This window comes from Neorickettsia sennetsu str. Miyayama (assembly GCF_000013165.1).
Lineage (GTDB): Bacteria > Pseudomonadota > Alphaproteobacteria > Rickettsiales > Anaplasmataceae > Neorickettsia > Neorickettsia sennetsu.
Map to the genome: position 1 here is coordinate 614,789 of NC_007798.1, position 23,375 is coordinate 638,163.

Sequence of the window (23,375 nt, forward strand, 5' to 3'; positions counted from 1 at the left end):
TTCGATATTAAGCTATTTTAAGGACACTCCTTAAGTATGTTCTATTCTACTAATTTGCTCTCCTCTAATGTTTTCGCGCCCTCTTAACCTAATACGCCTCAAGTCTCCAGAAAATACGAATGATGCTGTAAAAGACTTCATCTCGAAAGACAATTGTACACTCCTCATTGGAGAAAAACCGCTTTTTGGAAAAACAAGAAATGGGAAAAGAGATTGGAAAATCGTGGAAGGTAATCTTTTCATGAGTATCGGTCTATTCAACGAAGATGTAAAAACTGGAGAAATCGTTCTTAAGGTGGTTGTTGCAGTAGGTGAGCTACTCTCAAACTGGATAAAGGATATTCAATATAAGTGGCCTAATGATATCCTAGTCAATGGAAAGAAGATTTGCGGAATATTACTGGAATATAATTCTGGCAAATTAGTTATAGGGATAGGGATGAATGTATTACATTCACCATATGAATGGACTACCTGTTTAGATAAATACCACCAGATTTCACTCGATGAACTTTCACTGCAGATCCTAGCCTCACTCAGAGAACACGAGAGCAAACCAATTGAACAAATCATTAAAATATTGAGAAGCAAGGCATTCTTACTGGGAAAAGAAATCGACTTTAATACAAACGGAAAATTAGAAAGAGGTCTTTTCATTGATGTAGCACCAGATGGAGCTCTCGTGCTTGAAGATCTCTACACTAAAGAGCAAAAAAAATTTTATTCGGGGTCTATATGTACTACGTAATTACCGCATACCTTGTATACATTGGATTATTAGGCTGGTGTAGCTGGAGAATCATACAGCGATACATTGATTCTCAACGAAAGCTGCGTGATCTTGATCATCGACAGTAAGAGATTGCTCTGTTAGATTACCCTATTCTCCACATTTTTTATTCGTAATGCACACCAAAATCAGATATGACAGTTAAAAAGAAATTGCAAAAAGCATCAAGATTGATTCGCGAGACTCTAAAAGAGAATCTGTCTCTATTTCCAAGTGAAGATAAACTTTTTCAAGCAATCAGATATTCCCTCCTTGCAGAGAGCTCACATATTCGTGGATTTTTAGTGTTAGAACTTGGCACATTATTCAATATCCCATACGTGGACACTATAGAAGTTGCTGCTGCAATTGAAATGATCCACTCTTTTTCACTCATCCATGATGATCTCCCTGCCCTGGATAACTCAGATGAAAGAAGGAATCAGCCTGCATGCCATATTGCTTTCCAAGAGAGCACCGCCATACTCGCAGGAGATGCCTTGCTAGTTTTAGCTTATCAGATGCTCAGTCGTTATGGCACACCGCTTGTACAATGTACTTCCAAATATGTATTAGAAATGATCACAGGACAGGTTCATGACGTCATAGGCAGTTCTACACTCACCGCGGATGAAATCAATAAAATGAAATCTGGCTCACTTTTTGCATTGAGTTGTTCTAGCGTTGGTCACCTCGCGAATAGTGGACAAAGTGAGCTGACTGTATTAGAAGCATTTGGGTACGAAATAGGCATAATTTTTCAAGCTGTGGATGACATAAAAGATGGAGACGCTAAAAATGACCCTCAAAGGAGTATCACTGTTTCTCTAAAAAAAATTAAGAGAATTATTGATACAACATTTCTGCTTGAAAAAAAGACACTTATAGACGAACTAATTACCTTAATTATCAACGGATCGCTCTAAGAATCCGCAAAGCAAAAGTGCTAACTCATAGAATCCGTTTTTAGGCTAAGTGAGTCATCAGAACATGATCTAACTGACCTAAAACCAAAAATACTTGATACCAATTGGACACAAACACTCAACAGAAAACACCAACGCGACTACGACCAAAGTGAACCTCAAAACATATTTTCGAAGATAAGTGAGGCACTTCAGCTATATACATTAATTGCCCCTGCTACAACCCGGCCAGTATACCTTAGGAAGTTAGTATTGTTTGCAAAGCAAGATTGTAGTAAGATTCCAAGTGCTGCCTGCGTGGCTCAATTGGTAGAGCAACTGACTTGTAATCAGTAGGTTGGGGGTTCGAGTCCCTCCGCTGGCACGCCTTCTTCTGTTCCTACGGCACCAGCTTGATATTCTTTATTTCTATGAACACACCGCCCTGTTGTGTCCCGCACGCTTTACTTCATCTACCGGTCACACTCTGAAGAAAAACACACCTTACAAACCAAGTTTATCCAGCAGCGATTCTGAGGAATTTAGCTAATGGCAGCATAAACACTTTCCCACACCAACCTCGCCTGCATGGTTCTGAATTCCAACACTATTCATACACATCATACCCTCGAAACAACCGTGCTCACCGCCATGAATTATAGCTTCAGAGTATGAAAGTGGCAGCCTATCCTGAAATGCCTCTGCATATTGACTCTCTCCAAAATTTGGCGCCTTTGGAACGACCTCATTGCAAATGCCGTACTTGATCGCCCGCATTATTTGTCCTAATACTTTTGAGGGTACTGCATCTGCCCCCGCTACTCTATGCTCTATCGTGTCATAAGTAACCCGTACAGCATTACTTTTGTTCTCTTCAAAACCCCAATTTATAAACCTAGGTGTGAACTTATCGTAATATTGGAAGCGCCTATAGGACTCAATACTAGGAGCAAAACACAGCATAGAAGAACGCATTAAATGACAAAATCCACCAACAATAAAGCTTCTTAGCTTAGGTTCCAACCTGGTGATATTTTTTTGAGACCCTTTATCGTGCAAACTAACATGAACATGCAAGGCACTTCCAGGCTGGTCCAAGCGTAGTTTGGCCGAAAAATCTGCTACTCCACGTACAAGGCTCTTAAAGCTGTTTATCTCATTTAAAAGAAGAGATATGTTACCTGTCGGAAGTGTCGAGATTTCATACTGCCCATCCCCTCTTTCTTTAGAGACACCTTCGATCAAACTAAAGTGCTGCGAAACCAACTCCTTAAAAAACCCGATTTTTTCACTACTGTAGAATTCCAATTCGATCCCTAATTTTATTCCAAAGTTAAACTGTTCATTCAGAGTTGCCAGAGTCATACTAGTTACATTTTCACGCAATTATCACCTATATCTTTCGAATCTGAAAGTTCATCTAGAACACAGTGAACTTGATTACCTTATCTTCAATTGATATAAGAGCAGGACGATTCTTTCTACTTTTCTAAATAGAAAAGAACATTCGCGTTCATATGGACATTGCACAATGTATAATCATATTAAAAATACAATTAAGATCTTCGGCGATTTTACGCTCTTCAGCCTAAGCACGTTCCTGAGCGGTAGGAAGATATATTTTTCGGAAATAATAAAACAGCTATTCTTGATAGGATATTACTCGATGCCAATCGTTGCATTTTCTGCTGTGTTCATAGGAGCAATGTTGGCGTTCCATACCTATACTGGCCTTGATCTTTTTCAATCACAAACGATGGTTGCGCAAATCTTAGCAAAATCGATCACTCGGGAAATAGGACCCGTTGTTGTTGGTATAGTAGTTGCAGGACGAGTTGCTTCAACAATAGCAGCAGAGATAGGAACAATGCGAGTGACAGAACAAGTGGACTTATTGAGGTCACTCTCGATCAATGTGCATGCGTACCTTGTACTTCCCAAGATCATCGCAGCGCTGATTTCTTTTCCTGTGTTAGAGATAGTCTCTACACTCTTTGGAATGCTGGGCGGTTACCTTATAGGAACATACAAATTTGCCTTTAGCAAAATGCTTTATGTATCAGATACACTTACCTTTCTTACATCCAAGGATCTTATTGCTGGAATGACAAAATCGTTCTTTTTTGGCTTTATTACAGCAAGTGTAAGCTGCTTTAATGCTTTGAGAGCCACACATGGCGCAAAAGGGGTTGGAATTGCCGTAACAAATTCGGTGGTGGCATCCTTTGTCTTAATACTGTTGTCAAACTATCTGATCACATTAGCGATATTCCATGAAAAATAAGATCAGTGTTCGTGACCTTTCAGTATCTCTTTGCGGCAGAAGTGTCTTGAATGACGTAAACCTCGATCTCTCTTTTGGTGAAACTTTATCCGTAATTGGTAAGTCTGGTGAAGGTAAGTCTGTTTTACTCAAATCAATTATCGGACTAATACCGAGAAATAGAGGTGTAGTCCGTGTCGACGGTGAGGAGATCAAAGAGAATGTGGAAGAAATTATGCACAAACATAATATAGCAATTTCTTTTCAGAACGACTGTCTTTTCGACAGCATGACGATCCTGGAGAACTTATGTTTCCCGCTGACCAAAAGGAATGGAATAAGCAAACAAGAAGCAATTGAATTATCCAAGCAAGTCCTTTGCAAGACTGAGCTACCGCTCAGGATTTTGACATCATATCCATCAGCACTATCTGGAGGAATGAAAAAGAAGATAGCCGTCGCAAGAACGATTATCACACAACCAGAAATCATCTTCTTTGATGAGCCAACAACTGGACTCGATCCGGTAACTGCTAAAAAGATAACAGAGATGATCAGAGAATATACCACGCAAGAAAAGATCTCTAGTATAATCGTGACACACGACCTTAAGTGCAGCAGAAAAATTTCAGATAGAGTTGCTATGCTACACTTGGGGAAGATCATATGGCAAGGAAACACGGGTTCATTAGACGCCAGCGACAATCCACACATAAAAAACTTTTTGTCATATGCTTAGAATAGATGGAAAAAATATCGGTTTTGCTAGGGAGGGAATACAGATTCTCTCAGATATAAACTTTTCCGTGAAAAGTGGCCAGATTTTGTGGATTAGAGGTGATAATGGAACGGGGAAAACAACACTTTTACGCATCATTGCGGGGGTGCTCAAAACCTTTTCTGGAAGCATATCATTTTATTCACAGGGAGACGCAAGAGCCAATGAGCTAAAAGATATTTATGATAAAGAAGCAAAACAACACGATAAGACGCTCAATACAGACAGAATTGAAAAAAAGGAAAACCTAGCCAGAAACTACCCTGAGGTAGAAAACAAGTCAGTTAGACAATCAGAATACGCGCACTGTTCTTATAAAGTTACCAACAATCAAAACCTGGATGACACGTACAACACACTAGAAACTACGAATGTGGTAAAGAACACTTTGTGCAATAAAGACAAGCATGATGAGAAAAGAGAAACCAAGAAGTTTATAAGCACAGGTGTTGGAGAAAATTTTACTCAAAAAATTCAGCCTCATAGTGAGATCACTTATATTGGAGAAAAACTAGCCTGTGATGAGGAGCGTACTGTACTAGAGAACCTATATTTTTGGGCGAAGCTCAGGGATTGTACCCATTTACTACAAGCTACATTAGAATTTTTCGACTTGACGAAAATATCGAACGTAGAAGTAAGAAAACTCTCTAGCGGCTGGAAGAAAAGAGTAAGTCTATCAAAATTGCTGCTCTTCAACTCAAAGATTTGGATACTTGATGAACCTTTTATCCATTTGGACAAGAAAAGTATAACACTATTCACAGAACTCTTCGATTTAAGACTAGCACGCAATGGAATTATTTTTCTCGTGCACCATAATGAATTGGATATCGATGATAAAAAAATAACCAGATTAGAGCTAAGCTGATCCTCCAGTAAACAGGACTCAAAACGCGCCCTTCTAAAATTCACACAATTGACATGGCTGCGCTTTGTAATCTCTCAGAAATACGGTACACAATAGCATCATCAGAATCGCGCTTGCAAAACCAAAACAGCAATACTTCACCAATCTAAGCGGAGTATTCTCTTTTCGTCTCCTACCATGGTGATTGTAATATGAAGAATTCCATATGCATTGAGGGAAAAATTCTTCATCACTTCAGGCCACTCTATTAGACAAAAGTAGTTTTCAAGAATCTCCTGTAACCCAAGTTCGTACAATTCTTCTGTACTCTTAACACGGTAGAGATCAAGGTGAGCTATATCACAAGCATCAGATCGATATATGTTTACGATACTGTAGGTCGGACTTTGCACGATTAAATCCATCTTTGCAAAAAGACATCTGATGATTTCGGCAGAAAGGTGTGTCTTACCAGCACCAAGGTCTCCATATAACAAGATAGTTCGCTTGCCTTCTAACATGGAAACGATCATCTTGGCAACTTGGTTTATTTCATCAAGAGCATATTTTATTTCCATCTTCTCGGTTTAAACTAACAAAAAATGATATCACCACACCAAAGATTGCCCAGCTTGCCATTTTAAAATCACTCTCTGTAAAGTAAAATCACGAAGTTACTATACTCTGAACACTCACAAATTTGTCATTGCGAAAATAGCTCAATACCCAAATCTAGTACATGGTATACAGAAAATCAGAAAATGGACTCATCGCAGGAGTAGATGAGGTAGGAAGAGGTTGCTTAGCTGGACCGGTCGTGGCATGTGCAGTTATTTTAACAGAAAATCTAGCAATTCCAGGGGACTCAAAAGTCCTTTCACGCGCTGTTAGGCTCTCCTGGTATGAGGAAATTATTAGTAACTCTTATAATGCTATAGGAATGAGCAGTGTGAAAGAAATAGAAACAATGAACATTCTGAATGCAACCTTGCTGGCCATGGAAAGAGCACTTGAAAGACTTCCTGTAGTACCAACAACAGTACTCATAGACGGTAGAGATATCATTAATAATGCAGCAAAATATAAAGAAGTAAAAAGTGTAGTCTCTGGTGATAAGATTTATGGAGAAATAAAGGCTGCCTCAATTGTTGCAAAGGTTACTCGGGATAGGTTGATGGAAGGATTAGACCTGACATATCCATATTACCGTTGGAAGTTTAACAAAGGTTATGGAACAAAGGAACACCTTGAAGCACTAGCAAAATACGGAGTTACAGATCACCATAGAAGGAAATTTGCTCCAGTAAAGAGGATGCTTCTTAGATAGAATGAAAATAAAAAAGAGAAGAAGTGTGCTTCGTGATTTTGTTTTGAGACACTTACCAATCGTAAAAATTGAACAATTCCGCTGCTGCTGCGGCGAAGTTGATATTAATCGTAAGATCTTAATGTAGATTGGGCACTTTACAGAACGAAATAACCAGTAATACTTCGGTAACGTAGGCTAGCTTGTAAGATATGGAAAAGCTTCATGTTTTTGTAAAAAAAATTTTTGTACGTTTCTACAATGCGGTTGCGCCGTCGAAAATATCTTCTGTGAAAGTTGAGGGGAAGAAAAATTCCTTTTCCAAAGTTCTCCAGTTAATAAAGTACGAAAGAGAGAAAATACCTCTCCCAAAAGTTACTTTGCCTGAAGTTCGTGATGAGAAAGATGAAAAGTTAAGTGGAGCCGACGAGGAAAGCGCATTCCAGCACTACTACTTATATCAGTTTATAAACACCGAAAAACAACAAGAATTCGAGAGAAGACGCAAGAAGAACCAAAAACAGCTAGCCCACGTGATAAGTTTTATGCACTTTCTGTCAATGACTTATCCAACATCAAAAGCTAGATGTGGTCCAGCAATGAACGTGCGTCTGTACAATCCAACCATTCAGTCAGTTACCTTTAATGTAGGTAAGTCAGAAAACCAGCTTGGCAGGTAGAATCAACTTAACTAACCCGTTTGTGGTAAGATTCCAGGTGAAAATCTGCCTTTTAATGACGACTCAGGGACCAGAAATACGGTATTTGCGTCATAGTCGCTCACAATTTTTCTGTATTCACATTAAAATGCATAACAATGAAATGCATATACCTGAATATTATCCAAGTATTAAAACTAAGGACTCAGAGATTAGCATGTGCTACAATTGGTTTTTCTCGTGACTAGCTCAAAGGATAATGAGGAGAATGTCTGCAGCAATACGCGTATTGACTATAGATGCAGTGAGCCGTGCAAATTCTGGGCATCCTGGGATGCCTTTGGGAATGGCAGATGTCGCAACTGTCCTATTTGCAAAGTTCCTCAAGTTTTGTCCTAACCACCCTGACTGGCCTGATAGAGACCGTTTTGTATTGTCAGCGGGGCATGGCTCGATGCTGTTATATTCCCTATTGTACCTAACCGGTTATCCAGACTATACGATTGAAGAACTCAAAAATTTCAGGCAGTTGCACTCGAAAACTCCTGGACACCCTGAGTACGGGATTGCAAAAGGGATAGAGAATACGTCTGGACCTCTTGGACAGGGTCTTGCAACGGGCATAGGAATGGCACTGGCGGAAGCAACATTAAACAGCCGCTTCGGGAACATCATAGACCACTATACCTATATCATTGCTGGAGATGGATGTCTTATGGAGGGAATCAGCCACGAAGCAGCATCTTTTGCTGGCCACATGAAACTCCGTAAGATAATACTTTTTTTTGATGACAACGGAATTTCAATCGACGGGAGCACATCATTATGCTTATCAGATAATAATCTAAAACGTTTTGAAAGTTATGGATGGGATGTACAACAAATAGATGGCCACGACTTTGCTGCAATAGAGAATGCAATAGCAAATGCCCGATCATCTGATAGGCCATCTCTGATTGCGGCAAAAACAGTGATAGGCAAATCCATGCCAAAAGAAGGTACCAGTAAGACCCACAGTGGTGGCCTAACTCGAGAAGAAGTAATCGCATTTAGGAAAAGGTTGGAATACCCATTAGAAGAATTTTCTATCCCCGAAGACGTCCTACGGAAGTGGCGCTCCTTGGGCAGTCTAGAAAGATATAAGGAATGGCAACTCGCTTACAATAATCTTCCTGGGGAAGTTTCATTAGCTTTGGGAAGAACAGGAGCCGATCATAACACTGATTTTCTTTTGAGCAGTAGCAAAGCCTCAACCAAAACACACAGTACTCCTACAAATGAAGAAGATTATATTCCTGCATCAGGAACACCTTATTTAGAGGGTATGGGCAATTCGAATGGACAACCTCAAAAACAGAACAATGTAAGTGGTGTGTGTAATAGTCCTGAACTACTGATACCCAGAGATAAACAAGAATTGTGTCATACTACAACTTCAGACAGCAATATTGGTAAGCTCAACTCAGAAAACTCAATGCAAGATTTATGCATTGAACCCCAAAAATATCATCCACTAAAGTACACAGAGATATTCAATGAACTGAGGAATCACACTCAAGACGTTTCCTCTGAAGCAACAAGGCAGTCTTCCGGAAGAGTAGTAAAATTTCTCACAAGCAAAATACCTGAAATGCTTGGGGGCTCCTGCGATCTTACTGGCTCCAATAACGTGGTCCCAGAACCATTTAAACCAATAAGTGCCAGTAATTATAATGGCAATTACATACACTACGGTGTCAGAGAACATTTCATGGGAGCATGTATGAATGGTATGGCTTTACACGGAAACCTTGTTCCATATGGCGGAACTTTCCTTATCTTCTCGGACTATATGAGACCTTCTATCAGGATGTCTGCGTTGATGGGTCTACAAACCATATATGTGATGACACACGATTCAATAGGTGTTGGTGAAGACGGACCGACTCATCAACCGGTTGAACAGCTAGATAGTTTAAATCTTATTCCAAATTTGTATGTTTTTAGGCCATGCGACCATATAGAGGTAGCAGAATCCTGGCAAGCTGCTTTGAGCATTACAAATGCACCGTCAGTAATAGTTTTGTCTCGGCAGAAGGTAAATTACTTGCAAAGGGAATTCCCCAAAGAAAACATGTGCTGTAAAGGCGCGTACCTGATAAAGAAAGCATCTAAAAAAGCAAAAGTTTCCCTTTTGGCAAGCGGTTCCGAAGTTAGCATCTGCGCTGAAGTTCAAAGTGCATTGGAAAAATTGGGCTATCCAACAGATCTGGTATCTGTGCCCTGCATTTCCATCCTCAAAAGAAACTCCACTAACCAAAATAGGAAACAACTAATTGAACCTGAAAGCATACCATTTGTTGTCGAAGCGAGCTCGGGTTTAATGATTAGCTCCATGTTTGGTGTGGATTCAGAATCACTTTTCAATATCACGGAGTTTGGTATATCTGCACCGTATGATAAGGTGTATAATCACTTTGGTTTGACTGTTGCAGCTGTATTAGAGCGTTGCCTGGATAAGCTGTCGAAGTCCGAATGACAGATAGTGTATTTGCATTCTTATCTGCATAGAACAGACCCATTGAGGTCGGATTGGTTTGTGCAGCTTCGCGGTTAATTGGATAGTAGCTATCTCATCCACGCTGCAGTAGGAGTCACTGATTTTAGAGAGTGTAGCGGTGGACATAAGTATATTGCTTCTCAAAGTTGATTTAACATATCGCACATGCAAGAAGAGTTGATCTAAGAATGTACCAAACTCTTTTAATCCTAGAGGTGATTTCACCACTGCTTGCCGCGCTCCTGTTAATCTTCTCAAATGCGAAAGTCTATAAGCGTACGCTCTTGCCTATCGCACAGACGTTTGGTGTTGGCAGCTCAATCGCGATATTTGCACACACCTCACAAGGAATAAGAATATCACTCACGGTTGGTGGATGGGACTCCATCTACGGAATCGAAGTTGCAGCCAATCACTACACGGCAATTATGCTACTTCTCCTCAATACGGTCACAGCCCTGACGGTACTGCACTCATTCCAGAAAGATAGAGAAAGTTTTTTCTACAGCATCTTGATGCTGTGTCATGCTGGTCTCTCGGGGATGGTAATATCGAACGATCTATTCAATATTTATGTCTTTCTCGAACTGTCCTCACTCGCAAGCTACACGCTTGTTGCGACTAAAGGTACACAAGAATCATATAAAGCAGCATTTGAATATCTGATAATCGGAACAATTTCTGCAACGTTCTACTTGATTGGAATCGGACTCATATACGCAGTCACTGGACACCTAAATGTTGGAATCATCACCTCCATGTCAGACATAATACTGAGTTCACATATCGGTAGGGCAGGTGCAACGCTCGTAGTACTTGGCATAATAGGCAAATGCGCTTTATTTCCTCTACATTTCTGGTTGGTACGTTGTTATAGTTCTACAAGCACAACCGTAGCAGCATTTTTGTCGGGAGTGAGCTCAAAAGTCGGGCTGTATCTATTGGCTAAGTTTGTGTACACAATTATTGGTGCACGTGTCTTAGTCCTTTCTGGATTTCCTTTGAATATAGTGATACTGGTTTTAAGTACATTAGCAATTTTCGTATGCGGTCTGCAGGCAATAACAACACAGGATGTAAGGCAAATGCTCAGCTACTCCAGCATTTCACAAATTGGTTACATCTCCTTGACACTTTCACTTGGATCTGATTACTCCGTTTCAGTTGCAATGCTCCAGATGCTTGCACACGCAGTAACCAAATCAGGGCTGTTCATGCTAGCCGGAGGAGCAATACATCAGACTGAAAGAAGACACAAGCAGTCAGCCATGAGAAAGATCTATCTTCTTGTTGCGACACTCAGCTTAGCTGGAATCCCCCTGACATCAGGATTTCTAGGAAAGCTCGAGCTCCTTCTTCTCACGGTACACATGCACCACTATTTAACTCTGTTGATCCTGATAATTGGAAGCATTATCACTGCAATCTATAGCTGGAAGATTTTCAATGCATTACATAAATTTGAAGCAGGAAATTCGATCCTATATCACATATCAATGTCGGCGCTCTCTCTGATAAACATTGCCATTCCATTAACAAGTGGATTCTTTTTGAAACTAATTTAGCTGTCTAAGAGCCTGATCCAGATCCTTAGGAAAAGGCTGGGATCCCTCAGCGCCTAATCTTCTCAAATGGATCAGAATTGACACAATTGCAGCAGGTGTAACACCTGAGATCCTCTTAGCCTGAGCGAGTGTTTCCGGGCGTACAGCTTCAAGCTTTTCTATCACTTCCGATGAAAGGCTCTTTATAGCACCAAAATCAAAGTTTGAAGGAATAACGACCTTCTCATTATTTCGAAGTAGTTTGACATCCTGCTCTTGCCTGAGTAAGTACGGCTCATATCTAGCGTTAATAGTAAGCATTTCTCTATATTTTTCTGGCACCTCAGATAACTCAGGCCAAATTCTCAACAAATCTTCAAAAACAAAAAGCGGTTGTGTTATAAGATTCCACGCACTTTTCCTTACTCCATCCTGAGCGATTGAAATACCTTCAATCTTTGCTAGTTCGTAAGGAGTGGTTGAAAGCTCATTGAGCTTACTTTTGTAGTTATGAAAAGTGTCGTATTTCTTCTTGTACGCTGCGTAGCGTTCCTCATCGACCAAACCTACTCTATATGCTTTTTCAGTGAGTCGAAAATCCGCGTTATCAGAACGCAGATTAAGCCGATACTCTGCCCTGGAGGTAAATAACCTATATGGTTCACCGTTGGTACCAAGCGTGATGAGATCATCTATCATCACACCAATATAACCCTCAGATCTACTAATTATCAGACCTGCACCCGCGGCATTACTTCCAGCAACAATACCCTGACCAGCCGCTTCCTCATAACCTGTCGTTCCATTTATCTGACCAGCAAAATAGAGATTTTTTACCCGCTTACTCTCCAAGGTAGAACGCAATTCTCTTGGATCAATATAGTCGTATTCTATCGTATACGCGTACCTTGCCACACTTGCTTTTTCAAGACCCGCGATACTGCGAATAAATTCTTCCTGGATCTCCTTAGGGAGTGAGTTGGAGATCCCATTTGGATATACAAGCTCTGAATCCAAACCTTCTGGCTCTAGGAAAATTTGATGGCTATCTTTCTCAGCAAAACGGACAACCTTATCCTCGATAGATGGACAATAGCGTGGCCCCCTAGCAGATACACCGTTTCTAATTGCAGAAAATTTAAGTGAATTTCTTATTATCTCGTGAGTCTTACCATTTGTATGAGTTATATAGCAAGAAACCTGTGGTACCGTTATTTCAGTATTCATATATGAGAACGGTATAGGCGGCGAATCACCTGGCTGCTCAACAAGCGCAGAATAATTGATAGAGTCTTTGTAAAGACGCGCCGGGGTTCCTGTTCTTAACCTAGAAATTTTGAAATGTCGCCTTAATGTATTTCCCAAGCACTGGGATGCCTTTTCACCGAACCTACCACCTTCGACTCTTTCACTACCGGTCTGAATGATACCATTTAAGAAAGTCCCGGTAGTTAAGACAGCCGCACTACATTTGATAGTTCCAGTTTTTTCTCCAACCACACCCATAAGACGATCATTTTCAATAATAAGATCAGTGATATGGTCTTCAAGAATACTGAGCTTCTCGTATTTAGTAAGCAGCTCAAGTACCGCACACTTGTAAAGTTTCCTATCAGCCTGAGCACGAGGGCCCCAAACAGCAGCCCCTTTACTACGATTAAGCATCCTAGAATGTATACTGGCTCTATCTATCGCCAGAGCCATGACGCCCCCCATGGCATCTACTTCTTTGACAACATTACCCTTCCCTATACCACCTATAGCAGGATTGCAGGACATCTCACCAATGTTCATTACATTGTTTGTCACAAGGAGCGTTTCAACACCAAGCCTTGCAGATGCAGCAGCAGCTTCAACTCCAGCATGACCCCCGCCGATCACGACAACGTATTGCATCAATTACGAGGAAAAATACGCAACATGAACTCTTTAGGCTTAAAGGTGGTATTAATATGCAATCCTAAATCCCTCAAAAGCCCCTTTATGTAGTACAAGTGAGCTCTATAGTGCTCTGGAAGTTCTATTTCATCCTCAGAACCAGAACTAATGATATCAAACAATTTAAGTCGCTCTTCATCTATTGGAGTATCAGAAACTACAATGAACTTCAGTTCCATATCGGCTGCAAAAACATCAATTTTAGCATAGTCAGTAAACAATCTGCTCAGGAGGAGCAACGAATGCAGCATCAGAACAAAGAATTCATCCTGGATAGACTCAATACCGAAGTGGAAAACCGCCTTTTTTCCCTTATAGAGCAAATACTGCTCAATATCTGCTAATGCCCTCGCACCTTTACTTCCTCTGAGGAACATATACTGCAGAACACGCAAGTTTATGAGCATTCGAGAATTTACCTCAAGCAACTCATTAAAATCAAAGGCTTTTGGGTCATCTCTATTAACCTCGACCAACAAGCTCAATAGAGAAACGCAATTACCAAGATCATGAAAAACACTAGAAATTAATGAATTCAGTATACTTTGAATCTTACAATCCTTGTTAAGTATAGACATCTGATTGACTAGTCACCCTTCCAAAGGTTAACATGGTCGCGGAAGTTTTGATACATAACATCTTAGCTGTTCAAACATCCAGGGAGGTTTCATGGCTGATAATGTAAAAAATGATGACGCGGATCTAGATTTAGATCTTGAGAATTTGTCCGAAGAATATATGAATTCCGTACAGGAACAAATTAAAAAGTTCACTGAAAATCCAGAGGTTCTCCAGAAGGCTTTGGCTCCTTTCATGAAGCTCCAGAGTGAGTATATGAAGGATCCTGAAAAGCTTGGTAGTCTCATGTCTGGGATAGAAGGAGCAGGTGAAGATACATTTAAGACTGAGGTTCAGGAATCACTGAAAAAACTGCGCGCACGTCTTGCAAAAATGGATAAAAGGCTTGATGAGATTATGGCGCTCTTGTCTAAGAAGTAGTACCGACAGTTTTAGTTTTTCTTTTGAATTGAGTGTGCAGTGTCAGTGAGGGGATTTGCGGTTTTGTTCTGTGTCCTCGCTTTTTGCTGTATGCGGGCGTCCTGCGCCCTTGCAAATGCTGAGCTGGTCAGTTATCTGGCCTCGCTCAGGACGCTTTGTGCTACCTTCGTTCAGTATAATCCTGACGGCACACTCAGTACCGGAACTCTTTTTCTTGCCGTCCCTCATAAATTCAGGATTGACTATCACAAGGAAGGTGTCTCTGTCGTGATGAACAAGGGCATGATGACTTACCGCGATGCTACTTTAAAGGAATCAAGGAGCTTCTTCCTCGGTAAGTCGGATCCCCTGTTATTAGCAATATCGGATCTCGGAGCCTTACATAAGTATAAACAATCCATTAGTGGTGAACTCTTATATCTTGGGAGATCCTCGAAAAACAAAAAGTACGTCTTAGTACTTAGCCATTCTCCCGCTGAAATAAGGGAAATACTTTTCGAGGACGACTCTAAACAAGTCACTAGAATGGTTCTTAGTGATGTGTGCTATAATGCCGATCTTGATAGGCACATTTTTGATATAACTGAGTCATTTCTACCTCAATAGAGACGTAAGACTCTCAATCGCGGTTTTTCCTTTTTTATCATCTTGTTTTGGGTCACGACACGAACCTCTCATCAACAAAGCAATAACGGATGGCTTCTCCCTTACAGGCATTACTCAATCAAAGTAGAGTTTCTTAAAAATCACATTAGCGACACAAAGAGCTTCTTTATTGATGTGAGAAAATATGATACGGTTCCAAGCGCTTTAGATGCTTCAAGCGTGAGCACCAATTGTATAGCTACTTCTTCGGCATCTTTAGCGTATATCGACCCCGTTTTGCTCTAATGTTCATTACCTATCATTGTCGCTAAAAAGGATTTGGTAAAAACAGACCTTCGATAATATTCTCCGCTTTCGAACGTTTACCTATCGTTTCCCGACCATAATCTTTTCCGATGTCACTGAAAATAGGTCTACTAGGGGGATCCTTCAATCCACCACATACTGGACACTTATATATTTCTTTGGAGGCGTTAAAACGCCTGAATTTGCATCAAGTTTGGTGGCTCTTTTGTAGGAAGAATCCACTAAAGCAGATTTATTATATTCCTTGCGACATTAGGGTTGAAATGGCTCGCACATTGATAGGCATTAATAAGAAAATTAAGCTCATCAATAGTGATGACGTATATACCTATAAGACTCTTAGGAAGTTGACTTCTCAATATCCGCATTATGATTTCACATGGATTGCTGGAATGGACAGTATTATGACAATTCATGCATGGGAAAATTGGAAAGAAATTATTCGAAAAGTCAGATTTGCACTTTTTGACAGAGAAAATTTCTTCCACAAATGCATGAGATCCCGATTTATTTCATGTGTAGATAGAAAACGCGTCTCACCTGTACTAGTTAAAAAGAGAGATATTTCGTCAACTTTACTTCGCAGTGAGAATGAATGGTACAAACGTATTTCAGAATCTAAATGATGCAATGCGGTAAATATCTAAAATTCAGTCCTATAACTCGGACCACAAGATAGGAAGCATAGCATCTATAAGCAATTACCGTAGTGCACACAACCTATCATAATGTTATTAAGAGGCTGCATAGCTGCCTTAGGTAAGTGGGGGAGTATTAAAACCATTTAAAAAATCACACAGCATGACAAGGTCATGTCCAGCAATGATATGATAGACATTGTGCTCTAAGGTGTTCAATAAATAACTATGGTACAAAAACTATGTACAGGGCAAACATAAAATGCCTTTATTAGGGAATCACAATTTACCGGCGGATCATAGTGTAACACAACAGGAGTGTGATCACCTAAGAAGAAGCTAAACTGAAAAAAGGAAAAAACTCCTATGGGTTCATTCTAGCGCGTAAGACTTGTAGACCCGAGAACAGCGTCGAAAATCCTGGATGATCTATGTAGAATAAAGAGGAAAGTCACTTCATCGAAATAAATTGAAAAGACAATGCAACATCCTAGAAAATCAATTAAAGGAAGTGTCTGGATTCACAATTACGTACCACCTAAAGAACTACTCTTCCTAAGACAAAAATTTGGGCTATCACTAACAGTTGCATCGGTTTTATATAATCGCGTTGGAGCAGATGACGATATCGCAACTTTTCTTGACCCGAAACTCAAGCATACTTTACCGGATCCATTCAGTCTGCTTGGAATGAAAGAGGGAATAGAAAGGATACTGAGAGCAATATCTGAAGATGAGAAAATTGTTATTTATGGTGATTACGACGTTGATGGCGCAACCTCATCCGCGCTTTTGAAAAATTACTTCAGGGAGATAGGCAAAAAGGTTGACATATATATTCCAGATAGAATTACCGAAGGTTATGGCCCAAACAAAGTCGCTTTCACTCAACTAAAAAAAGAAGGATACACACTTTGCATTACAGTAGACTGCGGCATTCTAGCTCACGCTGAAATAGAAGCAGCAAATACAATTGGCCTGGACATAATAGTTGTGGATCATCACATAAGCACGGATGTGATACCTCCTGCCACGGCTGTAATTAATCCAAATAGAATTGATCAACCTAATGTGATTAATACTGAACACTTAGCGGCCGTCGGAGTATCGTTTCTACTACTTATAGGATTAAATGTTGTCCTAAGAGCTAAAGGGTTTTTTGATAATAAAAAGGAGCCCAATCTTATAAATTACCTAGATCTCGTTGCATTAGGTACAGTCTGTGACGTCGTTAGACTTACCGGAATCAACAGGGCTTTTGTTAAGCAAGGGCTAAAAGTTATCGACCAAAGAAAAAACTTAGGATTAAGTATACTTACCAAAGAATTGAAGCTCTTCAGTACCCTGGAGGCCTATCACTTAGGTTATGTAATAGGACCACATATAAACGCAGGAGGAAGAATATCCCAATCTTCGTTAGGAAGTAGGTTGCTATCAACACAAAACCCAGCTGAAGCAGAAGAGATAGCTACAACTCTCTGTGTTTTAAATCTAAAAAGAAAAGAAATTGAAAGAGCAGCACTCCAAGAGGTTATTACCCAAGTAGAGAAGACAAGTAAAAAGGTAATTCTTGCAGCAAGCGCAAATTGGCACCAGGGAATAATAGGAATAGTTGCTTCAAGGATTAAGGATCGTTACCATCTTCCAACAATCATTCTCAGCATTGACGGCAATATAGCCAAAGCAAGTGCACGTTCGATAAGGGACGCAAACATAGGAATGGCGGTTATAGCCGCAAAAGAAAGTGGCTTAATAATAGAAGGTGGGGGTCATAAAATGGCAGCTGGGTTTTCATGTGAAACAAGAAAAATTCCAGCAATAAGAGATTTCTTTGAAGAGTACTTCAAAGATGTGAACACACAAGAAACCATCCATATTGATAGCGAGCTCTACATCGATACAATCACCAGTGATCTTTGCGATGACCTAAAAATTTTAGCACCTCACGGCGCGGGCAACCCTGAACCTAAATTTGTGCTCAAGGATGTGAGGGTCGTCACTAGCAAGATTATCGGAGAGGATGGACACATCGCCTGTACACTGAGAGATGTAAGGACACACACAGTCATCCGCGGGATTGCATTTAGAGCAGACCCTATACTGAAAGAGGCAATTCTAAATTGTGAAGTCACAAATTTTCTTGTAAAGATAAAAGCTGATAGCCTGGGATACAGCAACAAACCTCAGGTGATCATAGAAGATGCGTCAACTTAAATAATCAAGTACCGCTCTATATCCAGTGCACTTCTCCGAAGGAAAGAAATTGGGAGATAAAGCAGTGCTATCTAGATACATATGCATTACATCAACCTCTAGCGCGACCCAACAGCATCATGTCATATGGAAACACTAAGCTCACATAATAAAATAAGCGCTGTGAGCATGGATTCAGTACTTTGAATTAAGTCATCCAGGAATGTTAAATCTCACATGGCAGAAGCTCTGCAGGTATACATACATAAGCATTACAAAAGGATCTACCAAAAATAAATCACCTTCTTCGCCCCGACACTGAACATAAAAAAGACATTTGATGTTATGACTTTCTCTCTAACCTTTTGTATAATCTCGCTGTAAAACAAAGAGAATCATGCTCAAACCAGAAGATAGAATCTTTAGTAATATACAAAAAAGAGAAGGTATCACGTTAAGTGAGGCGCTCAGACGTGGTGATTGGAAGGACACCAAAAAATTTCTTGATAAGGAGCCTGAATGGATCGTAGAAGAAATTAAAAAATCCGGTCTAAGGGGAAGAGGAGGTGCAGGTTTCCCAACAGGAATAAAGTGGAGCTTCATGCCAAAAGAGAAAGAGGCTGGCAAACCGTCGTACCTAGTAGTAAATGCAGACGAATCGGAGCCAGGCACATGTAAAGATAGAGACATAATACGGTTCGAGCCACATAAACTCATCGAAGGAATAGTATTAGCAAGTCATGCGATGCGCATAGACGTATCGTATATTTACATACGCGGGGAGTTCTACAACGAATCTCTTGTTCTAGAAAAGGTCATACAGGAAGCGATGGATGCGCATCTTATTCCTGAGCAACTCAAGATTTTCGTTCATAGAGGCGCTGGAGCTTACATCTGTGGTGAAGAAACAGCTTTACTCGAATCACTTGAAGGAAAGCGAGGCATGCCGAGAATGAAACCTCCTTTCCCTGCTGGATGTGGGCTATATGGCAAGCCCACCACAATAAATAACGTGGAAAGTATTGCATCGGTCCCTACAATACTCAGTAGGGGAAGCGATTGGTTTGCAAATCTTGGCGTCAAAAATAGCTGTGGTACAAAAATATTTTGCATCTCCGGTCACGTAAACAAGCCGTGTAACGTCGAAGAGGCATTGGGAATACCACTAAAATTTCTTATTGAAGAATACGCAGGTGGTGTCATAGGTGGCTGGGACAACCTTCTTGCAGTGATACCAGGCGGATCATCAGTACCAATGATCACTAAGGAAGTTGCAGAAACAGTCACGATGGATTTCGATTCCCTAAGAGCAGTAGGCTCCTCCCTTGGGACTGGCGGCATAATCGTAATGAACAAAGAAACTGACATAATACGTGCCATAGAGAGACTTTCACATTTCTACATGCACGAATCATGCGGTCAGTGCACACCGTGCCGGGAGGGTACGGGCTGGCTATGGAGCATAATGAAACAATTAAGTGAAGGTAAGGGAAAAAAATCCGATGTTGATTTTTTATTGCAGCTCACAAAACAAATCGAGGGAAATACCATATGCGCACTAGGTGATGCGGCTGCTTGGCCTATACAAGGTCTTATAAAAAACTTCAGGGACGAGATAGAAGCACGTCAAAAAGGGTGATATTACCTGTTTGCTCAGAGATAATAGGGGGGACCAGTCACTTTATTCGAGAGAAGCAGCTTAACAGAGACAGCCCTCGATCTCACCATAACTGCAGATGTCACGAAAAAGAAATAGTGATCCACATAACAAAATCTTCTTGCTATCTGAATCTCTACTGAGAATATGATAAAATGCATCTTCGAGAGAAGAGCTCTTTCTACATTCCAAGCCTAGCTCAAGAATGGGTTGTGCGATTTCTTCAATCGTCTTACTACGTGGCTCACCTTGTACACATACTACTGAGATGCTCTCGATATTCGGGAGGAGATGAGATACAAACTCTTTTGTATCCTTATCTCTCGTCATACCAAGAATGATATGAATCTTCTCTTTCTCCAACCACTCAGAAATAGTTTTAGCTCCAGAAGGGTTATGTGCTCCATCCATGTAGAACTCCCAGCCTTCTGGAAGCATTCCAACAAGCTTATTCTTCTTGCCACGTATCAACTGCAATCTAGCTGGCCAGTCCGCATTTTTAATACCAATACTAACACTTTCAACACTAATTGCATCGCAGTTATACCTACTACTCAAAATTGTTGCTGCAGCAATTGCATTACCTGCGTTCCCAATTTGGTGTAGGCCTCTCAAGTTGGGAAGTGGATATTCTTCCACATGTGAACTAACACCAAACTGTAACATCCTCCCATCAGTTCCAACCTCCCACTCATGCCCTTGCCTAAAAACAGGAACTCTTTTACTCTTGGCAACACCCTGTATGATGTCTATAGCTTCACCATGTTGTCTTGCAACAACGCAGGGAACTCCTTCCTTTATAATACCAGCTTTTTCATAGGCAATTTGAGCAATAGTTGCGCCTAAATAAGAAGTATGATCAAAATCTATTGCCGTGATAATTGTCGCTATTGGCTTAGGAAAAACATTTGTTGCATCTAACCTACCGCCCATACCTGTTTCAATCAGAGAAAAATCAGCATTACTACGCGAGAAAGCCAAAATCGCAGCAAGTGTGGTCCCTTCAAAAAAAGTTAATTTTTCACCCTGGGAAGCAATTCTCACATCTTCTAAAACGTCGTAGAGAAACTTGTCACTTATTTCTCTGTTACGAAGCACTATTCGTTCGTTAAAGTATCTTAGGTGGGGTGACGTGTAAACATTCACCGAATAACCTGAAGCCTGAAGTATTGCTCGAAGAAATGCTATCGTGGAACCCTTACCATTGGTACCAGCAACATGTATGACTGGGGGCACAGACAAATGTGGACTACCAAGCCTTTTCAAGACACGTGTTACTCTATGTAATTTCAGATCAATTTCAGTAGGCCGAGCACCTAGTGGCTTGGGCCAATGCGGCATATAGACAGGCATCAGGTACCAGAAATACACATAAAAAAGCGATGAGAGTTTAGCACAGATGCACCTGCTTCGTACCATAAATCATTTTAGTGCAATAACTAATGCACAAAAGATAGTTGCAATGTTGATGTGTTTTGCGCAAAAAATACCACAAACTCTCTGTAGTGCTTCTACTAACACGGGAAAGACGTTTTCAATATTAGTGCGCCCACGTCATAAACACATTCAAAGACACCCACACAGGGTTTTTATCAGTATGCAAAAATATTCTTAACATTAACCGCGCACCAGACAAAAAACCGCTTAAAACTCCATACGGCACAACGGAGAAAAAGACAATTTCTTAAACGGAAAAGAAAGATTTTACCTGGTATGACAACATTCCTTGCACCAGTACAAGCAATACACTAAACAAACAACAACATGATCTCATTTACCTATGCAAAACGAGGAAAAAATCTCATCCAAGACATCATCCAACTTAATCTCACCTGTAACAGATGCGATATGATTAGCTGCAAGCTTGATTTCCTCTGCTGCAAGCTCGATTGGGAGATCTGTATTAAAACGTCGCAGATGCTCTAAAGCATTCTCCAATGCCAGTCGATGCCGCGCACGTGTAATAATGTGAGCTTCAATATTTGAAGACGAGATAATATCAAAGATCTTATCAAGAAGAAGCTGCATACCTTCTCCTTTATATACGGATATGCATATGTACCCCTTATCTTGCCAAAATGACAACTGTGTGGGTGCAATGTCACCCTTCGTCACAACTTTTACTACAGGAATTTCTAGCTTTTTTGCAGCTGTAAATAATTCATTGAATCTTCTATCGACATCATCGCTACACTCACCATTATCTGGATCGTGCTCCTGCATCATGTCGTGACACATCACACTACGGTCTTTCTCTTCATGCCGTTCATCAAGAATATCTCGCAAATTGAGATCCCTCTCCTCAATATCCGGGTAGTTCATATTCTTACTTCTAACACCCGCCTCGTTCAATTGCATTTCCTGCGCCCAGTCACTTGAACCTATAAGCTTATCTACATGTCTTTGATCAATTTGTATGTGCTCTCTACTTCCCAAAGCTGCTACTTGCCTATCCAGATGTCGTTCAATGACTGAGTTTGCTACATCTTCGCGTCTAACATTTGTGAGATGCAATTCGGTTATATCCCTGAGAAAGACAATTACATCTGCTTCGGTTGCTTTTTTGAGCGCCCTAGTTATACCCATTTTTTCTATTGCATCACAGGTTTCCTGGATTCCGGCCGTATCTGATAGGATCACTGGATAACCATGACAATCTAGTCTTACCTCCAGTATGTCTCTTGTAGTACCTGGAATATCGGTAACAATTGCAAGATCCCTCTTAGCAAGATAGTTAAAAAGCGTCGACTTACCTACATTGGGTTTCCCAACTATTACAACCGAGAAACCTTCTCTAATTTTTTCTCCAACTTTACCGTCAGCAAGATAACGAGAAATGTCGCATTGTATAGCAACAATCGATTGTTGTATCTCTGCAAGTACAGTTTCTGGTATTTCTTCATCTGGAAAGTCTATATAAGCCTCCAAATACGAAAGTACTTTGATTATTTTATCGCGTAGAGAGTTATATTCCTCAGCTAATTTCCCCGATAAATGCCGAGAGGCTTGTTTTAATTGCTCTTGGGTCTCAGAGTTAATTATATCTATTATGCCCTCTGCTTTAGTGAGATCCATTCTGTTATTCAGAACTGCTCTCCTGGTAAACTCACCCGGTTCAGCAGGTTTGAACAAAGTAGAAAGCTTCTCACTGATATACCGCAGAACTGCTATGCTACCATGTGAATGCAGCTCAACAACATCCTCACCAGTAAAACTCGCAGGAGAAGCAAAATAAACAACCAATACCTCATCGATTAGGAGTTGCTCATCGAAAAGTCTTGCAAAGTACACAAATCTAGGACGGGGCTGCTTAATATCTAACCCAAGGAGTTCTAGAGCCCGCAGTGCGTCTGGCCCAGAAATTCTAAAAACAGCTACGCCTGACTTCCCAAAAACAGTAGAAAGCGCGTATATCGTTGACATTC

Annotated in this window: 21 protein-coding genes and 1 tRNA gene; 15 read left to right on the plus strand and 7 right to left on the minus strand. The window is 40.5% G+C overall.

The window, feature by feature from the left end:
- Positions 1-67 precede the first annotated feature (67 nt).
- The 3 genes from NSE_RS02810 to NSE_RS02820 all read left to right on the plus strand — a co-directional run bounded on the left by NSE_RS02810 (position 68) and on the right by NSE_RS02820 (position 2,059).
- Entirely contained in the window at positions 68-748 is a 681-nt protein-coding gene (locus NSE_RS02810; RefSeq protein ID WP_011452076.1) for a biotin--[acetyl-CoA-carboxylase] ligase, read from the plus strand.
- Positions 749-924: 176 nt separating this feature from the next.
- Positions 925-1,695 carry a polyprenyl synthetase family protein gene (locus NSE_RS02815; protein ID WP_011452077.1) on the plus strand — a complete coding sequence of 257 codons (771 nt, stop codon included), beginning with the start codon at positions 925-927 and terminating at the stop codon, positions 1,693-1,695.
- Between the two features lie 291 nt (positions 1,696-1,986).
- A tRNA-Thr gene (locus tag NSE_RS02820) sits at positions 1,987-2,059 on the plus strand.
- A gap of 161 nt (positions 2,060-2,220) precedes the next feature.
- On the opposite strand, the gene NSE_RS02825 is transcribed toward NSE_RS02820, so the two are convergent.
- Complete coding sequence (locus NSE_RS02825; RefSeq protein ID WP_227028938.1) at positions 2,221-3,060, minus strand: glutamine synthetase; 840 nt, start codon at positions 3,058-3,060, stop codon at positions 2,221-2,223.
- Positions 3,061-3,205: 145 nt separating this feature from the next.
- On the opposite strand from NSE_RS02825, the gene NSE_RS02830 reads away from it, so the two are divergent.
- From NSE_RS02830 to NSE_RS02840, 3 genes are read left to right on the plus strand one after another with little or no spacing between them, the layout of a single operon-like run.
- Entirely contained in the window at positions 3,206-3,958 is a 753-nt protein-coding gene (locus tag NSE_RS02830; RefSeq protein ID WP_011452079.1) for an MlaE family ABC transporter permease, read from the plus strand.
- Positions 3,948-4,676: an ABC transporter ATP-binding protein gene (locus tag NSE_RS02835; protein ID WP_011452080.1), complete on the plus strand. Its 729-nt coding sequence runs from the start codon at positions 3,948-3,950 to the stop codon at positions 4,674-4,676. Before NSE_RS02830 ends, NSE_RS02835 begins: the two co-directional genes overlap by 11 nt.
- The gene (locus NSE_RS02840; RefSeq protein ID WP_011452081.1) at positions 4,669-5,586 is read left to right on the plus strand and encodes an ATP-binding cassette domain-containing protein; all 918 of its coding nucleotides are present in this window, start codon (positions 4,669-4,671) and stop codon (positions 5,584-5,586) included. Before NSE_RS02835 ends, NSE_RS02840 begins: the two co-directional genes overlap by 8 nt.
- A gap of 137 nt (positions 5,587-5,723) precedes the next feature.
- On the opposite strand, the gene tsaE is transcribed toward NSE_RS02840, so the two are convergent.
- Positions 5,724-6,143, minus strand: a complete 420-nt coding sequence (gene tsaE / locus NSE_RS02845) for a tRNA (adenosine(37)-N6)-threonylcarbamoyltransferase complex ATPase subunit type 1 TsaE (RefSeq protein ID WP_011452082.1) — start codon at positions 6,141-6,143, stop codon at positions 5,724-5,726.
- A 161-nt stretch (positions 6,144-6,304) separates the two neighbouring features.
- Here tsaE and NSE_RS02850 point away from each other — a divergent pair, with 161 nt between their 5' ends.
- The 4 genes from NSE_RS02850 (at position 6,305) to NSE_RS02865 (ending at position 11,634) form a co-directional block, all read left to right on the plus strand.
- Positions 6,305-6,892, plus strand: coding sequence for a ribonuclease HII (locus NSE_RS02850; protein ID WP_011452083.1), 588 nt, complete (start codon positions 6,305-6,307; stop codon positions 6,890-6,892).
- Between the two features lie 191 nt (positions 6,893-7,083).
- Positions 7,084-7,551 (plus strand): hypothetical protein, encoded by a 468-nt coding sequence (locus NSE_RS02855; protein ID WP_011452085.1) that lies wholly within the window; start codon positions 7,084-7,086, stop codon positions 7,549-7,551.
- Positions 7,552-7,789: 238 nt separating this feature from the next.
- Positions 7,790-10,048, plus strand: a complete 2,259-nt coding sequence (locus tag NSE_RS02860) for a transketolase family protein (RefSeq protein ID WP_011452086.1) — start codon at positions 7,790-7,792, stop codon at positions 10,046-10,048.
- A 209-nt stretch (positions 10,049-10,257) separates the two neighbouring features.
- The gene (locus NSE_RS02865; RefSeq protein WP_011452088.1) at positions 10,258-11,634 is read left to right on the plus strand and encodes a Na+/H+ antiporter subunit D; all 1,377 of its coding nucleotides are present in this window, start codon (positions 10,258-10,260) and stop codon (positions 11,632-11,634) included.
- Here the strand turns inward: NSE_RS02865 and mnmG are convergent.
- Both mnmG and NSE_RS02875 read right to left on the minus strand, forming a co-directional pair.
- On the minus strand, positions 11,626-13,509 hold the full coding sequence (mnmG, locus tag NSE_RS02870) for a tRNA uridine-5-carboxymethylaminomethyl(34) synthesis enzyme MnmG (RefSeq protein ID WP_011452089.1): 1,884 nt from the start codon (positions 13,507-13,509) through the stop codon (positions 11,626-11,628). The genes NSE_RS02865 and mnmG overlap by 9 nt on opposite strands.
- Entirely contained in the window at positions 13,509-14,129 is a 621-nt protein-coding gene (locus NSE_RS02875; protein ID WP_011452090.1) for a hypothetical protein, read from the minus strand. The genes mnmG and NSE_RS02875 overlap by 1 nt, the downstream gene beginning before the upstream one ends.
- Positions 14,130-14,220: 91 nt before the next feature.
- Between NSE_RS02875 and NSE_RS02880 the strand changes: the two genes are divergently transcribed.
- Together NSE_RS02880 and NSE_RS02885 are read left to right on the plus strand one after the other, a co-directional pair.
- On the plus strand, positions 14,221-14,550 hold the full coding sequence (locus tag NSE_RS02880) for a hypothetical protein (RefSeq protein WP_011452091.1): 330 nt from the start codon (positions 14,221-14,223) through the stop codon (positions 14,548-14,550).
- 90 nt (positions 14,551-14,640) lie between these two features.
- Entirely contained in the window at positions 14,641-15,156 is a 516-nt protein-coding gene (locus NSE_RS02885; protein ID WP_011452092.1) for an outer membrane lipoprotein carrier protein LolA, read from the plus strand.
- Here NSE_RS02885 and NSE_RS04160 read toward each other — a convergent pair.
- The gene (locus NSE_RS04160) at positions 15,145-15,267 is read right to left on the minus strand and encodes a hypothetical protein (RefSeq protein WP_264370743.1); all 123 of its coding nucleotides are present in this window, start codon (positions 15,265-15,267) and stop codon (positions 15,145-15,147) included. The genes NSE_RS02885 and NSE_RS04160 overlap by 12 nt on opposite strands.
- A gap of 284 nt (positions 15,268-15,551) precedes the next feature.
- Between NSE_RS04160 and NSE_RS02890 the strand changes: the two genes are divergently transcribed.
- The 3 genes from NSE_RS02890 to nuoF all read left to right on the plus strand — a co-directional run bounded on the left by NSE_RS02890 (position 15,552) and on the right by nuoF (position 19,932).
- Positions 15,552-16,088, plus strand: coding sequence for a nicotinate-nucleotide adenylyltransferase (locus NSE_RS02890; protein ID WP_011452093.1), 537 nt, complete (start codon positions 15,552-15,554; stop codon positions 16,086-16,088).
- 492 nt (positions 16,089-16,580) lie between these two features.
- Positions 16,581-18,314 (plus strand): single-stranded-DNA-specific exonuclease RecJ, encoded by a 1,734-nt coding sequence (gene recJ, locus NSE_RS02895; protein WP_011452094.1) that lies wholly within the window; start codon positions 16,581-16,583, stop codon positions 18,312-18,314.
- 376 nt (positions 18,315-18,690) lie between these two features.
- Positions 18,691-19,932: an NADH-quinone oxidoreductase subunit NuoF gene (gene nuoF, locus NSE_RS02900; RefSeq protein ID WP_011452096.1), complete on the plus strand. Its 1,242-nt coding sequence runs from the start codon at positions 18,691-18,693 to the stop codon at positions 19,930-19,932.
- 60 nt (positions 19,933-19,992) lie between these two features.
- Here the strand turns inward: nuoF and NSE_RS02905 are convergent, their stop codons facing one another.
- Entirely contained in the window at positions 19,993-21,303 is a 1,311-nt protein-coding gene (locus NSE_RS02905; protein ID WP_041917518.1) for a bifunctional folylpolyglutamate synthase/dihydrofolate synthase, read from the minus strand.
- A 417-nt stretch (positions 21,304-21,720) separates the two neighbouring features.
- The gene (gene mnmE / locus NSE_RS02910) at positions 21,721-23,373 is read right to left on the minus strand and encodes a tRNA uridine-5-carboxymethylaminomethyl(34) synthesis GTPase MnmE (RefSeq protein WP_011452099.1); all 1,653 of its coding nucleotides are present in this window, start codon (positions 23,371-23,373) and stop codon (positions 21,721-21,723) included.
- Positions 23,374-23,375: the final 2 nt, after the last annotated feature.